Here is a 15,283-nt window from a genome sequence, read left to right as displayed (position 1 = left end):
ACCCGGTAGGGGAGCGGCACGGCGGTCACCCCCGTACGCCTTCTCCGCTTCCGTAGGGGGCGTACAGGTCGAGGAGACGCGTCCTGGCCGACTGCAGCCGGTGGGCCAGGACGCGGCCCACCCAATGGCCGACGAGCGCGCCGAGCGCCGGGTCGTCCTCGCACATCAGACGGACCGCGAGGGCGTCGAACTCCTCGGCCCGCACCGGGCTCTGCGCCACGGCGCCGAGCTGCCAGACGTACGGCGGGAAGAGCCAGGACCAGCCGAGCAGCTCGCCGTGACCGATCGTCTCGATCGCGGGCGAGCGGCGACCGGGGACGTGCATGTCGAGGACGACCGACCCGGTGCGGACGATCCAGAACCGGTCGGCGTGACCGCCCTCCTCGAAGATCCGGGTCCCGACAGGGAAGGACACCTGCCGGGCGATCCGCATCAGCCGTGCGCGGTGCTCGGCGGGAAGTGCGGCCATCATGGGCGGGGTGCTGCTCATCGCTCCGTCTCCTTCGCGTTCGTCCTGCTCAACTCGTTGTTCCTGTCCGTCTCGTCCTTGCAGCCCACACAGCCGGAGCTGTCGAACTGGTCGTGCCAGATGCAGAGTTTGTGGCAGTGTCTGTGCATTCAGCGGCTATGAGGAACGTGCCTCTCCGACGTCCCTCATAGCCGCTGTCCCCGAAGCGCCCCCCTGCCGGCGCCCGGTCCTGGGGGAACCGCCGTAGATCCAGCAGGCGTCATGGCTGTCCATCCCGGCCCGCCGCGGGCTCGCCCAGCAGGGTGGCGCCGATGCGCTGCGCCCACGCCGAGTGCCCCTCGTAGGGCTGACTGCCGAGCACCACGGCGTCGTACACCTGGAGCTCGCCGACGTCGCGCGCCAACCTCATCTCGGCGTCGATGTCCTGCTTGCGGAGGACCTCCGTGAGAGTGCGGGCGATCTCGGCCGTGGACCGGTTCTTCGTCGCGTAGGCGACCAGCACCTTGACTGTCATGGTGGTCCGCCCCCTCTCAGAGTTTGCGCAGCCAGTCGTCGGCGACGCCGCGCAGGGCCTGGTCGGTCGGCCGGAGGCGGGAGTCGTCCACGCGGTAGGTGAGCCGGTCCAGGACCGCGACCACGCCGTCGATCTCACGCGTCATGTGCAGTGCGACGGGCACCTCGCTGCGGCGCTCCAGCGACCCGGCGAGGGTCACCACGCCGTTCTCCACCTCGACCTCGATGCTCTGGGGGGCCAGCCACAGGGTGTGGACCAGGACCTGTGCGATCACCTCGCGGCGGATCTCGGCGTCCGGGCGCAGGAACACCTGCAGCAGGTCCCTGCGCGTCACGATGCCGACCAGCCGGTCCTCGTCGTCGATGACGGGCAGCCGTTCGACCTTGTGCTCGGCCATCCGGCGAGCGCCCTCGGCGATGGTGTTCTCGGCGTGCACGCACACGGGCGGCGTGGACATGAGCTGCCCCGCGGTCCGTGCCGTGGCCTTCGTCCGGGTCTTCCGCGCCGAGGGCCTGGCCCACGACATCCGGAAGCGGGGCTGGGGCCGGTACGGGGCGGGGGCCTCGGCCTCGCGCACCAACAGGTCCGTCTCCGAGATGACGCCGATCACCTTGTCGTCGACGTCGATCACGGGCAGCCCGCTGATGCGGTGCTCGGACAGGAGCCTGGCCACGTCCTTGAACGGGGTGCCGTACCCGGCGCTGACCACCTCATCCGCCATCACGGAACCGATCTTGCTGTGCTTCATCTCTGTCTCCTTCCAGCCCTCAGCCTTCAGCGGAGTCGGCGCAGATGGGGGTCGTTGGCGGTCCGGGGCAGCAGGCGTACGCGTACGTCGAGTGCCGTGATGCCGCCCGGCCGCGCTAGGACGGGGTTGAAGTCGGCCTCGACGAGTTGCGGCAGGTCGCAGGCCATCCGCGACAGCCGGTGCAGCAGTTGCTCCAGTCCTTCGAGGTCCACCGGCCCGCTCCCGCCGTGCCCGAAGAGCAGCGGGGCGCAGCGGGGCGCGGTGATCAGGTCGTGCACGTCCAGGTCGGTGAGCGGGGCCAGCCGGGCCGCGTGGTCGGCGAGGAGATCCGTGGCCGTGCCGCCGAGCCCGAAGAGGACGAGCGGGCCGAAGACCCCATCCTGGACGACGCCCGCGAACAGCTCGGTACCGCGCTCGGCGAGCGGCTGCACCACCACACCGCTCAGCAGCCCGGCGAAGCGGACCTCGAAGTCCCGGAATGCGGCGCGCACTTGGCTGTCACCCTGCAGATCGAGGTGGATCGCCCGCTGTTCGCTCTTGTGCACCAGGCCGGGCCAGTGCGCTTTCAGCACGACCCTGCCGTCCGGACCACGCAGCCGCTCGGCCGCCATGACGGCGTCGTCCTCAGTCTCGGCCCAGGCCCAGGGGAGTTGGGGAATGCCGTAGCAGGCGAGGAGTTCGGCACAGGTCTTCGGATCGAGCCAGCCGCCGTCCGGATGCCCGGCCAGCCAGGTCTCGGCCACGTCGTGGGCACGGGACGTCTCCACGCCGGGGACGTCCGGGATGCTGCCGGGCGGGCGGGCCAGCCACTGAGACCGACGGGCCCCGTGGGCCAGGGCGCGCGCGGCGGGCTGTGGATCTCCGTAGCAGGGGATGGAGCCGCCGCCCGCAGCCGCCAACAGCCTTACGGGCAGCGCCTGGTCGAGGAGGACCGCGGCGATCGTCCGGGCGTGATGACCGGGTGCGTGGGTGAGGGCCCGCACGAGATCGTCGCCGGTGGCCGCGGCGACCGCGGTGGGCACGAGCACCACCAGCACGGCGTCGATGCCGTCGTGTGCCATCAGCCGGTCCACGCCGTTCTTGAGCTGCGTCTCGGTGACGGCGGCGGTGGCGTCGACCGGGTTGGTGGCCGAGGCCCCTTCGGGGAGGGTGGCGAGCAGCTCGTCGATGAGGGGGATCGGCAGCAGCGGCAGGGCGAGCCCGGCCTCGGTGCAGGCGTCGGCCGCGAGGACACCGGAGCCGCCCGCGTTGGTGACGACGGCGACGCGTTTTCCGGCGGGCGCGGGCTGCGCGTGCAACAGGGCGGCGGTCTCCAGGAGTTCACCGATCGTGCGGGTGGCGGTGATGCCCGCCTGGGTGAACAGGGCCTGTCGGGTCATGGTCCGGGTGGCGGCCGCCGCGGTGTGCGATGCGGCGGCCCGCCGCCCTGCCCGGGTCCGCCCGGCGTCGACGGTGAGGATCGGCATGTGCCGGGTGACCCGCCGCGCGGTCCGCGAGAACGCCCGAGGGTTCCCGAAGGACTCCAGGTGCAGCAGGGCCAGATCGGTCACGCCGTCGCACTCCCACCACTGGAGCAGGTCGTTGCCGCTCACGTCGTACTTGTCGCCGAGCGAGACGAAACTGGAGACGCCGAGGCCGAGCCGGGACACTCCGTCCAGCAGCGCGATGCCCACGCCACCCGACTGCACGGCCAGACCGGCCGTCCCTCGACGGGGGTGCCGCGCGGCGAACGTCGAGTCCAGCGACAGCTCCTTGTCCGTGTTGGAGATGCCGAGGCAGTTGGGACCCACAAGGCGCATCCCGTACAGCCGACAGGTGGCGAGCACGGCGGCGGCCTGTTCGGCGTCCAGTCCGGCCGTGACGACCACGAGCGCACGTACACCCGCTTTGCCGCACTCCTCTGCCGTGGCGGGCAGAGCCGGTGCGGGCACGGCAAGGACCGCGAGGTCGGGAACCTGGGGGAGCGCGGCGACCGAAGGGTAGGCGGGCACGCTCATCAGCGAGGAGACGTTCGGATTGACGGCGAAGAGCTGCCGGGTGAAGCCCCCCGTGCGCAGATTGCGCAGGACGGCACGGCCGACGGAGCCCGCCCTGCGGCCCGCCCCGACCACGGCGATCGAGTCGGGCCGCAGCAGCGGTTCGAGGCTGGCGACGTCTGCCGCCCGGCCCCTGGCCTCGACCGCCGTCAGATACGTCTCTTCCTCCTCTCTCAACTGGATGGTGCAGCGCACCTCCGGGCCGTCGAAGCGCCGGGCGGTGCGCAGTCCGAGATCGGCGAAGACCTTCAGGACCTCGTGGTTCTCGGCGAGTGCGTCGGCGGTGAACGCGGTGATGCCTTCGGCGCGGGCGGCGGAGACGAGGTGTTCCAGGAGGAGGGTCCCGATCCCTCGGTGGTGCAGCCCTTCCGCCACGGCGAGCGAGATCTCCGCCGTGGCGGTCCCGTCCGCCCTCTCGTACTCGACCAGGCCGATGACACGGCCCTTCGCCTCGGCCAGCAGCGCGCGGTGCCCGGGCCGAGGGGGCGCACAGGAACGGTCCGCTGCCTGCGCGGCGCACCGGTTGCCCGCCACGAAGAAGCGACGCCGCAGGTTCTCGGGCGACATCCCCTCGAAGAGACCTCGGAGCCGCGCGTGATCGTCGCGGCCGACCTCCCGTATGCAGGCGGTGGTCCCATCGGCGAGCAGCGCGTGGACCGGCGGTCGGCTTCGCTCGTCGTACGTCATCTCGGGCCTCCTGGGGGCGGGGTGTCCCCTCCAGGGTCGGCGCGGGCACGAGGCGGCTCCCAGGGGCCGGGCGGGTAGGGCCCGGGGCCGATCGGCCCTACGAGCCACTACGGGGGCAGCGGCTCGCCGAGCGTCAGGTGTCAGGCAGGCGAGGGGCGTTGCGTACGACCGTCGCCGTGGCCGTTCAACGGGATCAGGCTGTCCAGCCGGGCGCCCCTGACCCAGGCGCCCAGCAGATCGCGGTGGAGCGCAACGATGTCGTGCCGCACCGCCAGGCCCAAGGCGGCCGCGGTGAACTTGCGGCAGGTGGTGACGAACAGGGCGACATCCGCGCCGTGCTCGTTGCGGGCCGTGCCGAGGAACTTCTGCACGTCCTGCGAGGACACACTGCGCTCGGGCGCGTACTTCTTGCACTGGATCACCAACTTGCGGCCGTCCGCGAGGTAGCCGATCACGTCGGCGCCCAGGTCACCGCTCTTCCCGCTGACGACGACCTGCGTGCAGCCGTCCCGACGGCACAGGTCGGCGACGTACCGCTCGAAGTCCTGCCAGGAGAGCGCGTCGACCTCCGTCATCGACAGCTCCCGCGCCCGGGCTTCCTCCTCCCGCCGCCACGCCCGGTCCTTCCCGACCGCGCTCCGGTGCGCCTGCCACAGTCCGTACCCGCCACCGCCCACCACGGCGACGAGCACCACGGCCAACAGGACCGGCCACACGCTCGCCCAGTTCCCGGCCGCCCACACCACAGCGACCACCGCGGCCGCGCCTCCCCAGAGCTGCACCTGCCGGCGCGTCCTCTTCCGTAACCGCCGACGCCGTCGTCGTGCTGCTGCCATCAGTGCCCCCATCTCCCGTGCCCCGGATCTCACCGTCGTGGCCAACTCGCCGCCCCGGGCGGGCGATCAGTCGGCCAGGATGAACATGCCCGCGGGGCTGCCCTCCCGTACCTCGTCCGTTCACCGCCATCTTCCTACGCTTGACGACATCGACCAGAAGGACGAGAAGGCATGCGTGAGCAACGGAGAGCCCCGGAGGCGCAGGCGGTGCCGCGGGCCGTCGCCGGGCGAGGGGTGCCCCGCACGCCCCGCACCGGGATGGCCGCGCTTCAGCAGCGCGCGGGGAACGCGGCGGCAACCCATTGGGTGCAGCGCCAGGCGGGTGCCCTGAACGAGCACTACGCCGCGAGGCCCACGGAGCACCCCGAGTGGGGGCCGTACCAGGAACTGACGAAGGCCGCGGGCATTCCCCAATCCGACGCCGACGACGCCTGGCAACTCCTGCTCGGCGGCGTCGACTCGCAGGGTGCGCTGAACGACGAGGCCACGGCGAGGACGAGTGACCGCCAGGAGCAGCGCGAGATCCGTGCGACGAACACGTGGTACCAGGAATTCGTCAAGCTCATGACCCAGCATCTGGAGATCAAGACGCCCACCATGGCCCTGTGGGCCGGTGGTATCGAGGTCAACGACTACGCGTACGAGAAGGGCCACACACCGCTGGCGCGGACCCGGATCGGCAGCGTGCTCAACGTCCTGGAGATGCATCCGGACTGGAAGCTGACAGGGCCGATGTGGAGCATCCTGTCCAAGGCCTTTGTGTCCCTCGCCACCGGACCCGTGCACATCTTCGTGCGGGCCTACTCTCCGGACAGCATCCTCATCAGGCTGGAAGTCCCGGAGCTCCAACGGGTCCAGCGGTTGAACCCGAACGTCAAATTGATCTGGCACCCCTTGTACACGGGCCCGGACGGCACGACGCGAGAGATCTCCAAGGACTGCCGACTCGTCGACAACGCCGAGTACGACAAACGCGACACGTGCGTGGGCACCCTCATCCAGTACCTCAGGCTCTTCCACGACGAGAGCAACACCAAAGCCGGGCCCGCCCACAAGAGCATGGAGCAGCTGCTCGTCGCGAACGGGCACAAGGACGGCGTCTGAGGCGGCTGACGATCCTGCCGGTCCCTGCGGTGGCGGCCTATCGTCCCGCAGCCTCCCCGACCGCGACGTACACCCAGCCGCCGTACCGGGTCAGCACGCGGTGGCGGGCGGCGCCCTCCTGGATCGGTTCCCACGGGTGGCGCTGCACCATGCTGGTGTCGCCGCCGAACGGGGCGATCATCGGGCCCAGGGCGGGGATGAGCCGGTCCGGCCACCAGCCCGGCAGGCGGTAGTCGAGGACCACCCAGCGCCCGCCGGGGGCGAGTGCCTCGTAGCCGCGCTCGATCACCTTGGCGTACTCGCTGATGAGGGTCAGTGAGAAGCAGGCGGTGATCCCGCGGACGTTCTCCGGGTACTGGTAGGTCGTCAGGTCGGCCTGGACCAGCTCGACTTGGGTGAGTCCGGCGCTACGTACGCGGTCCTCCGCCTGTTCCAGCATGGCGTCGGTGAGGTCCACGCCGATCACCCGGCCGGTCGGGCCCACGGCCTCGGCGAGCAGCGGCAGGTTGTGGCCGGTGCCGCAGCCCGCGTCGACGACCGTGTCGCCGGGGCGCAGCGCGAGCTGTTCCAGGGCCAGGTGTTTGTAGGCCATCGTGCGCTGGCCGATGAGGTAGAGGCGGTTGGAGGTCAGGTCATAGCGCTTGGCCCGTTTGCGGTAGACCTTCACCATGCGTTCGGACTCGGTGGTCATGAGCTTCCCTCGGGTAGGTGTGGGGAGTGGGGCCGACGGAGAGGGCGGGTTTCTCGGGCCGCGCAGGACCGAGGCCAGCACCCTCGGCCTGAACACGGCCTGGGGCGGGGCCAGCAGGTGGGTCATGTCGAGCAGGGCGATGGCCGCGGTCTGGTCGGTCGTCGCCACCTTGAGGAGCCGGTCGGTGTAGCGCTTGCCGAGCCGTGCGGCGAGCGGCAGCGGACCGTCGGAGGCGCCCGGGTACGCCAGGTCGGCGTTGCCCGACAGCATCCACGCGGCCTCCACGCAGTCGGCGATCGGCTTGCGCAGGGAGGCGGTCAGGCCGTCCTGGATCGGGTTCCGTTCCAGGGCCCGGCGCAGTACGAGCGCACTCATGCCCGCGACGGAGATGCCCTGCCCGTAGGCCGGGTTGAAGGCGCCGACGGCGTCGCCGAGCACGAGGAAGCGGTCGGGCCAGCGCGTCAGCCGCTCGAAGTGGCGCCAGCGGTTCTCCGTACGGCCGGAGCCGTACACGTCGCCGAGGGGCTTCGCGTCGCGGATCGCGTCGTACAGGGCGGTGCTGCGCAGGCGTTTGGCGAAGTCGACGAAGCCCGCGTGGTCCAGCGGCGGACGCTCGCCGCCGAGTCCGGCCACGGAGACCATCCAGCGGCCGTTCTCGATGGGGTTGAGGATGCCCGAGCGGGGCTCCTCCGGTGTGGACTGGAGCAGGATGCACTTCCAGTCGGCGGTGTGCTCAGGAGCGGGTTCCAGGATGCAGGTGGAGTAGGCACAGCCTGCGTCGACGACGCTCTCCTCGGGCGTGCCGTAGCCGAGATCCTTGAGCCAGGCCGGGGCCCGGGAGCCGCGGCCGGTGGCGTCCACGACCAGGTCGGCCGCCTGCTCGTACGGCTGGTTCCCACCGGCGCGCGGCTTGGAGCGCCGGTCGCGGAGCAGCACGCCGCGGACCGTGTCGCCCGGTCCGGCGACGAGGCCGACGGCCTCCGTCTCTTCCAGGACCTCCACGGTGGGCAGTTGCCGCAGCCGACGGCGGACGGCCCAGTCGAGGAGGTCGCGCGAGCCGGACAGGACCAGGTGCGGGCCCTCGAAGCGGTCCACCCAACCGCCCGGCACCATCAGCAGCATGTCCTGCGGCATGCGGACCTCGACCATGCCCAGGTCGCGCAGCTCGCCGAGGAGGCCGGGAAAGAGCAGTTCGAGGGAGCGCTGTCCGGCGCCGAGCAGGTTGTGGGTGTGGCGGGCCTGGGGCACGCCGCGGCGCCAGCGCGGTTCGTCCGGGTAGCGGTCGCGCTCCACGAGCGTGACCCGCTCCACGTGCGGGGCGAGTGCGGCCGCCGCGCAGAGTCCGGCGAGGCTGCCGCCGAGGACGACGGCGTGGCTGCCGCCCTGTGGACGGGTGCTGCGGTCGGTCATGTCCTGTCCCCTCCTCTCGGCTCAGTGCCCACGTGCGGGGCAGCGGCGGTCGAGCCACTGGTGCGCGGCGGCATACCAACTCGGGGCGGTGCGGTGGACGTTGATGGAGTGCGCGGCGTCCGGGACGACGAACGCGTCCAGGTCGGTGGCGCCGGTGTAGAACTTCTGCTCGTACGCGACGACGGACGCGGCGTCGTCGGTGGAGGCGTCCCCGCCACCGAAGAGACGGTCCTCCTTGCCGACGACCAGCAGGACGGGCACCCGCACCTCGGCGGCCACCTCCGGCTGGTAGATGGCATCCAGGGTGAAGCCCTCTCCGGCGGTCACCGTCGACTTGGTGTCCTCGTGCCAGGCGGATACGCCGGGGTCCATGCCGGGCGGGTGCTCGTACAGGGCGGCGCGTCGGCCGGGGCGGGTGGTGAGGTAGTTCTCCGGCGGGTTCGTCGGGGCGAGCAGCGGGTCTTCCACCGCCGGGTACAGGGCGGGCATCGCCTCCGGGTAGAGCGGGCCGACCGCGTGCAGCAGGCCGGTGATCACCAAGGCGTCCAGGTCGCGGTGGCGGGCCGCCTCGATCAGGGCGATGCCGGAGCCCAAGGAGTGTCCGACGGCGACCACGTGGCGGAAGGCGGGCAGCCCGGGAGCGCCCCGGCGCAGGGCGGCCACCACTTGGTGCACGGCCTCGACGTTGCTCTCCACCGTGACCTGTTCGGCGGACGGGTGCTCGCTCGCGCCGGTGCCGGGGCGGTCGAGGGCGAGGACGGCGTAGCCCTCGCCGATCGCGTGCCGCGTGTAGTCGAGGGCGCCGGGAGCGGTCCAGTAGCGGCGGTCGTAGGTGAGCCCCGGCAGCAGCAGCTGCACGGTGTCGGGTGCCTTGCCGTGCGGCAGGAACAGCTCCGCTTCGAGCCGCCAGGTGGTGCCGGGGGCGTGCGGAGGGGTCACGTCGAAGGTGACGGTATTCATGCGACTTGCACCCTTCTGCTTCCGGATTCTTGGGCTTCCGCCGGGACCTGGCGGAAGAACAGCCGGGTTTCCGGCCGCAGTTCCAGGTCGGGACCCGTGACCAGGTCGTCGACGGCGATGAGCACGTTGTAGTGGTTGGGGAAGTGGCAGGAGTCGAAGCCGAGCACGGTGCCCACGAGGCGACCGTCCACCCATACCTCGTCGCCCCGGTCGATCACCCCGGCACCCTGGATCTCGGCGAAGCCGAGGAAGCCGACCCGGTCGATGCGGGAGCCGGGGGGATCGCCTGCCTGGTCGGTGGTGACCAGCTCGTGCACCTCGCCGGTGCGGACGCAGCGGCTGGTGAACTCCTCGAGGCGCATGCCCCGGTCGTCACGGCGGTGGGTCAGCACCTTCACCACCGTGGCGGGCACGGTGCGTTTGCCGCCGTCCTCTGCCGGGTTCACCGGGTGGCTCCTTCCGCGCGGTAGACGGCGTCAACGAGTTCGAGGGCGGCGAGGCCGTCGCGGGAGGCGTCCTGTCCACCCCGCAGGCGGGTGTCGAAGTCGGTGAGCACGCCGACGTACTCGTGCCAGAGCGAGCCCTTGAACTCGGGGTGCCCGTCGAGCATGTCGGCGAACAGCCGGGTGCCGTCGTGGAGTTCGACGGCGACGTCCTTGACCTCGCCCTCGTAGGCCCAGTCGAGTTCGACCCGGGCGGTGGCTCCGGCCGTCGAGCGCAGGTCGACCGAGGCCCGGCGGTCGGTGCCGAGCTCGTCGCGGATGACCTCGGCCGCGTCCAGTTCGACGTCGCCGAGGAACAGCCGTACGACGTCGAAGGCGTTGGGGCCGTTGTCGGCCACGCAGCCGCCGCCGCAGCGCTCGGCGTCGAGGTACCAACGGTCGCTGCCCGCGTGCTCCTCGATGCGTTCGAGGTAGCGGACGGTGAGGGAGCGTATGGGGGAGTCGGCCGCCGTGACGTCGTCGAGCAGGCGCAGGACCGCGGAGTTGTAGCGGCGGTGGAAGGAAGTGAAGAGGGTGGCTTCCTGCTCGAGGGCCAGTGCGGCGAGCGCCCGGCCGTCCTCGACGCGGATGGCGAGCGGCTTCTCCACACACACCGCGACCCCCGAGGCGAGGGCGTCCCGGCACACGGTGGCGTGCGCGTCGTTGGGGACGTTCACGACGACCGCGTCCACGTCGGCGTCGGCGAGCAGTTCGGCGTGGCCGGTGTAGCACTTGGCGACGTTCCGGAACGGTTCCAGAGCGGCGGGCCGCAGATCGCACACGGCCACGAGGTCGAGCCCGGGCAACTGGTCGAAGGCGGCGACGTAGAACTTCGAGATGACGCCCAGGCCGATGAGGCCGACGCGGGTCCGCACTGCCGGTCGGCGGGTCATCGGACACCCGCCGGGGGAAGAGCGTCCTGCGACGACACGACCGGCTCGGGAAACCTGAGGCCCTGTTCGGCGGCGAGCGCGGTGAGCTCGGCGTGGCACTGGGCGGACAGCGGGACGCCGTGCCTCCTGCGGTGCTCCGCGGTCAGCTCTTCGGGCCGTCCGGGGTAGCTCACCGGCCGGGCGGGGTCGAGGGGCGGGCAGTCCAGGAGCGCTCCGAAGAGGCCGTCGGCCTCGGCGTGGAACTCCTGGCCGGGGCGGAGCGCGCCGGGTGCCACGACGAGGGCGGTGAGGCCGATGTCGTCGTCGCGCCCGGAGGGCTGCCCGCCGCCGTTCAGGGCCTCCGGAGCGGGGCCGAGCCCGGCGCCGGGCACCAGCGCGGCAAGCACCTCGACCATCAGGCCGAGCCCGTACCCCTTGTACGCGCCGGTGGCGGGGTCGCCGCCGAGCCAGCGCAGGAACCCCTCGCCGGAGTCCAGGGCATGGGGGTCGGTCACCGGGCGCCCCTCGGCGTCCTCCAGCCAGCCCTCCGGTATCGGCTCCCCGGCGCGCGCGGCGGCCCGCACCTTGCCGGTCGGCACCACGGTGGTGCTCATGTCGAGGACGTACGGCGGGCGGTCGCCCGCGGGCGCGGCGATGCTGAACGGGTTGGTGCCCAGCATCGCGGCACGGCCGCCCGGCGGGCGTGCGATGCGCTGGCGGCCGCAGTTGGAGGCGAGGAAGGCCACCATGCCGCGCCGGGCGATCCGGGCCGTGTGGTGTCCCGCGCAGCCGAAGTGGGTGGCGTCGCGCATGGTCACCAGGGCGATGCCGGTCTGTGCCGCGCGGTCGGCGGCCAGCTCCAGCGCCTCCGTCGCCGCCCACAGGCCGAGGGAGCGGCGTCCGTCGAGGAGGACGGCGGCACCGGTGTCGGTGATCTTCTCCGGTTCCGCGGTGGCGTCGATGCGGCCCGCGTCGAGGGCGGGCAGGTACAGCCGGGTGAGGTTGGCGAGGCCGTGCGAGGTGAGGCCGGTGAGATCGCCGTGGACGAGAGCCTCCGCGGCGGTGCGGGCCCGGCTCTCCGGCACCCCGCGGCCGGTGAAGACCTCGGCGCTGAAGGCCACGAGAGCGTCGTGCGGGACGGTCACCCCGCCGTGCGGCGGGGCATCGGTCGACTGGGTCACTGTCGCATTCCTCCTGTGGTGGCGTGCTGCCGGGCGGCGAAGCGGACGAGGATGCCGCTCACCGCCCCGGCGAAGGCTTCGAGATCGGACAGGTCGGCGTACTCCCCGGCCGCGTGTGCGTGATTGCGGTCGAGGTCGCCGGGGCCGAGGACCGCGGTGTGGGCGCCGGGCAGGCCCGCCATCCAGATCGCGTCGCAGGTGAACGCGGGTTCGTCGGCGGGCCATCGGGCGGGCTCGCCCTCCGGTGTCAGCAGGTCGACGGCCCAGGGGTCCTCCGTGGCCTGGAGCGCGGGCAGACCGCGCTTGTGCCACTCGACGCGGGTGATCGCCGCGGCGTCCGCCGCGGTGCGGGCCAGGACCCGGTGGGTGCGGTAGGCGTCGCTGAACTCCCTTACACCATCGGCCACTTCGCTCTCCAACCGGTCGGCGAGAGCCCGGCCGGTGGCGGAGTCGGGGTAGGAGCAGTTGAGCATCAGGCGGCCGGACCCGTACACCCGGTTGTGGAGGTGCCCGGTGTGCAGTCCGGCGACACAGACCTGACCGTCGGCCGCATGCTCCGGGAGCCGGGTGGCGAGACGCTGCGCGAGGTAACCGAGCAGGACGGTGGCGTTGTGCCCTGCGGCGGGGCGGTCGTCGATGGCGTCGTCCCCGTCGACCCGGACACAGGCGGTCATCGCGGCCGTGGAACGCGAGAGCAGCCGCATCCCGGTGGGCTCGCAGAACAGGTTGAGCCTGCCGTACCAGCCACGGCGGAGCAGCGGGCGGGTGCCGAACACGCCCATGGCGCCGCCCTCCTCGCCGGACACCGCCTGGATGAGCACGCGGGTGCCCGCGAGACGGTCGGGGGCGGCGTCGAGTGCCGCCCGCATCCCGGCCAGCAGGGCCACGGCGGGGCCCTTGGCGTCGATCGCGCCGCGCCCGGTGAAGCGCTCCTCGTCGAACCCGACCGGTTCGAGACCGGCGACGGTGTCGAGGTGCACGTTGAACATCACCGTGTCCGTCCGCGGCAGTTCGGGGCCGAGCGCGAGGACCAGGGAGGGCTGCGCGGCCAGGAAACCGGGGTCGTCCTCGACGGCCCGGCGCACGGCGAGCGGTACCTGATTATCCGTCAGTTCGGCTGCCTCGGCGGCGGCGTGGTGCACGACCTCGAAACCCAGAGGACGTGCGGCGTCCGCGTAGGCCCGCTGGGCATCCCGCAGCCGGGGCTCGTCCTCGCTCTCCAGCATGCTCACGGTGGGGAGTTCGAGGAGGTGCAGGAGCAGGTCGTGTTCGGCGCGGGTCAGCTTCGTCATCGGACGGCCTCCCGGTGGGCGCCCGCGGCGGCGGGCAGCCGCGTGGCCAGGCGCTCCAGGGCGCGGCCGTACCGCACGAACTCCTCGATGCCGTTGCTGCCCGCGTCGGTCCGGCCCTCGTGGGGGCGGACCGCGCGGTGGGGTTCGATGGTCCAGATCCCGGCGTTGCCCTGGTCGAGGAGGAGCCCCAGACAGTCCGCCACCCGGCAACTGCCTTCCCCCGGCAGGGTGTAGACCGCGTCGCCCGCCTCGGCCCGCGCATCCTTGATCTGCACGTGGTCGACCCAGGTGATGAGCTCGGTGAGCAGGTCGTACGCCTCGTAGCCGTACGCCACACCGTTGCCGGTGTCGAACAGCAGCCGCAGCGCCGGGCTGTCGACCTCTGCGAGCAGCCGGATCGTGCGGGCCGGGTCGGCACCGGCCCACCCCGCGCAGTTCTCGTGCAGCAGGACGAGCCCGGCGTCCTCGGCCTGCTTGGCCAGACGCGTCATCCGGGAGATCGTGCGGCGGGCCCACTCGGGCTCGTCGAGCGGCGCGCCGGGGTCGTTCGGGTACGACATCACGCGGATGTGACGGGTGCCGAGCGCGGCGCACATCGGGGCGAGGCGCTCCAGCTCGCCGCAGTCGAGCTCGAAGTCACCGGTGACGGGGCGGGCCCAGTTGGCGATGCGGGAGTTGACGCACGCCACGTCGAGGCGCGCCTCGTGCAGGGCCGTGACGACGTGGTCGAACGCGGCGTCGTCGAGGTCGGCGAGTGCGGTGCCGTCGATGTCGCGCAGCTCGATCGCCGACCAGCCGAGGAGCTGATGGGCGCGGATCTGACCGGCGAGGTCGGGGGCGGCCTCGTCGCCGATGCCCGCGTAGCGGATGCCGGGCGGCGGCGAGAGGCTGGGCGCTCCAGCGGAGGCCGTGGGTGTCCCGAGGATGTCATCCCGCATGGCTCACCTGCCGCCCGCCGGACCCGGCGGGGGAGTGGGCGTCGGTCGCGCCGTGCCGCAGGGTCGCGTCCTTGGCGTCGGCGAGGAGCTCCACCACGCGTGCGGCGAGGCGCAGTTGGGGTTCCAGGTCGGTGCCGTCGCGCAGGATGCGGTAGGTGTCGACGAAGTAGGCGGACAGCGCGTCGTCGGGGAAGACCTCCCACGTCTCGGGGCGGCCGGTGCGGCTGAACCTCAGCTGGGCGTAGTGGTCGTCCTCGCCGTTGGGATAGTGCGCGACCGCCCGGCCGTCGGTGAACTCCAGCTGTACGCGGCGCTCGCGGACCGGGGCGGTGAGGTCGGAGACGATCCGGCTGGTCGCCCCCTGGTGCCGGAAGACCAGTTCGGCGCGGCCCATGCCGGGGATGGTGGTGTCACCGATCCGCATGTCGGTCAGCTCGGCGGCGGCGAGAGTGGCCTCTCCGGCGAGCCGCAGACAGACCCCGAGGGAGTGCGGAGGCTCCACGTCGAACGCGGTGGGGTGGCCGCCGTCGGTCAGCGTGCGGCTCATGCGCGGCTTGCTCTGCCGGATGTCGATGGAGCGCAGTTCGCCGAGCGCCCCGTCCTTCACGACGCGGTCGAGCCGCGCGGTCAGCGAGCTGGCCAGCCAGGGAGCGACGATCGCCAGGCGCAGCCGCTCGGCACGGGCGAGGGCGAGGATCTCGCGGACGGACTGACGGTCCACCGCCAGGGGCTTCTCCACGATGACCCGGCGGAACCCCGCGGCGGCGAGTTCGTGCAGCAGGCCGAGCCGGGCGATGGGCGGAGTGCACAGGTGCACGATGGTGTGCTCGGGGTCCAGCAGGGTGCGGGCCTCGGCGATCGAGGCGACGGGACGTAGTCCCTTGGCCCTCGCGGCTGCTTCGGGGGCCATCGGGTCGAGCGTGAGGACCGGGGCGGTGTCGAAGAGGTCCGTGTGCCGCCCGGCGGCGCGCAGCTTGCGCAGGACCGCCCAGTGCAGTCCGAGGCCCGCCCGCCCGAGCCCGATGATCAGTGTTCGGTCCATGCCGGTGCGGTTCCTTTCGGT

At 72.3% G+C, this 15,283-nt stretch carries 15 protein-coding genes; 1 reads left to right on the top strand and 14 read right to left on the bottom strand.

The window, feature by feature from the left end:
- Positions 1-25: 25 nt before the first annotated feature.
- The 6 genes from AC068B_RS22935 to AC068B_RS22910 form a co-directional block, all read right to left on the bottom strand.
- Complete coding sequence (locus AC068B_RS22935) at positions 26-490, bottom strand: Crp/Fnr family transcriptional regulator (protein ID WP_478673533.1); 465 nt, start codon at positions 488-490, stop codon at positions 26-28.
- On the bottom strand, positions 487-618 hold the full coding sequence (locus AC068B_RS22930; protein ID WP_478673532.1) for a hypothetical protein: 132 nt from the start codon (positions 616-618) through the stop codon (positions 487-489). The genes AC068B_RS22935 and AC068B_RS22930 overlap by 4 nt, the downstream gene beginning before the upstream one ends.
- Positions 619-728: 110 nt before the next feature.
- Entirely contained in the window at positions 729-983 is a 255-nt protein-coding gene (locus AC068B_RS22925) for a hypothetical protein (RefSeq protein WP_478673531.1), read from the bottom strand.
- A gap of 16 nt (positions 984-999) precedes the next feature.
- The gene (locus AC068B_RS22920) at positions 1,000-1,731 is read right to left on the bottom strand and encodes a CBS domain-containing protein (RefSeq protein WP_478673530.1); all 732 of its coding nucleotides are present in this window, start codon (positions 1,729-1,731) and stop codon (positions 1,000-1,002) included.
- Between the two features lie 26 nt (positions 1,732-1,757).
- A complete protein-coding gene (locus AC068B_RS22915) occupies positions 1,758-4,454 on the bottom strand; it encodes a bifunctional acetate--CoA ligase family protein/GNAT family N-acetyltransferase (protein WP_478673529.1) in 2,697 nt (898 codons plus the stop codon).
- A gap of 140 nt (positions 4,455-4,594) precedes the next feature.
- Positions 4,595-5,236, bottom strand: a complete 642-nt coding sequence (locus AC068B_RS22910; protein ID WP_478673528.1) for a restriction endonuclease — start codon at positions 5,234-5,236, stop codon at positions 4,595-4,597.
- Between the two features lie 225 nt (positions 5,237-5,461).
- Here AC068B_RS22910 and AC068B_RS22905 point away from each other — a divergent pair, with 225 nt between their 5' ends.
- The gene (locus tag AC068B_RS22905) at positions 5,462-6,394 is read left to right on the top strand and encodes a hypothetical protein (protein ID WP_478673527.1); all 933 of its coding nucleotides are present in this window, start codon (positions 5,462-5,464) and stop codon (positions 6,392-6,394) included.
- 37 nt (positions 6,395-6,431) lie between these two features.
- Here the strand turns inward: AC068B_RS22905 and AC068B_RS22900 are convergent, their stop codons facing one another.
- From AC068B_RS22900 to AC068B_RS22865, 8 genes are read right to left on the bottom strand one after another with little or no spacing between them, the layout of a single operon-like run.
- Positions 6,432-8,495 carry a class I SAM-dependent methyltransferase gene (locus AC068B_RS22900; RefSeq protein WP_478673526.1) on the bottom strand — a complete coding sequence of 688 codons (2,064 nt, stop codon included), beginning with the start codon at positions 8,493-8,495 and terminating at the stop codon, positions 6,432-6,434.
- 21 nt (positions 8,496-8,516) lie between these two features.
- Positions 8,517-9,455, bottom strand: a complete 939-nt coding sequence (locus AC068B_RS22895) for an alpha/beta hydrolase (RefSeq protein ID WP_478673525.1) — start codon at positions 9,453-9,455, stop codon at positions 8,517-8,519.
- Entirely contained in the window at positions 9,452-9,901 is a 450-nt protein-coding gene (locus AC068B_RS22890; RefSeq protein WP_478673524.1) for a DUF6917 domain-containing protein, read from the bottom strand. The genes AC068B_RS22895 and AC068B_RS22890 overlap by 4 nt, the downstream gene beginning before the upstream one ends.
- Positions 9,898-10,830, bottom strand: a complete 933-nt coding sequence (locus AC068B_RS22885; protein ID WP_478673523.1) for a Gfo/Idh/MocA family protein — start codon at positions 10,828-10,830, stop codon at positions 9,898-9,900. The genes AC068B_RS22890 and AC068B_RS22885 overlap by 4 nt, the downstream gene beginning before the upstream one ends.
- Complete coding sequence (locus AC068B_RS22880; RefSeq protein WP_478673522.1) at positions 10,827-11,990, bottom strand: Ldh family oxidoreductase; 1,164 nt, start codon at positions 11,988-11,990, stop codon at positions 10,827-10,829. The genes AC068B_RS22885 and AC068B_RS22880 overlap by 4 nt, the downstream gene beginning before the upstream one ends.
- Complete coding sequence (locus AC068B_RS22875) at positions 11,987-13,282, bottom strand: M20/M25/M40 family metallo-hydrolase (protein ID WP_478673521.1); 1,296 nt, start codon at positions 13,280-13,282, stop codon at positions 11,987-11,989. Before AC068B_RS22875 ends, AC068B_RS22880 begins: the two co-directional genes overlap by 4 nt.
- Positions 13,279-14,220: a sugar phosphate isomerase/epimerase family protein gene (locus tag AC068B_RS22870; protein ID WP_478673520.1), complete on the bottom strand. Its 942-nt coding sequence runs from the start codon at positions 14,218-14,220 to the stop codon at positions 13,279-13,281. The genes AC068B_RS22875 and AC068B_RS22870 overlap by 4 nt, the downstream gene beginning before the upstream one ends.
- Complete coding sequence (locus AC068B_RS22865; protein ID WP_478673519.1) at positions 14,210-15,262, bottom strand: Gfo/Idh/MocA family protein; 1,053 nt, start codon at positions 15,260-15,262, stop codon at positions 14,210-14,212. The genes AC068B_RS22870 and AC068B_RS22865 overlap by 11 nt, the downstream gene beginning before the upstream one ends.
- Positions 15,263-15,283: the final 21 nt, after the last annotated feature.

The sequence above is a fragment of the Streptomyces sp. NPDC042371 genome, assembly GCF_056437465.1.
Note: the sequence above shows the minus strand (reverse complement) of the source record. Positions and strands in the feature narration are given on the sequence as shown.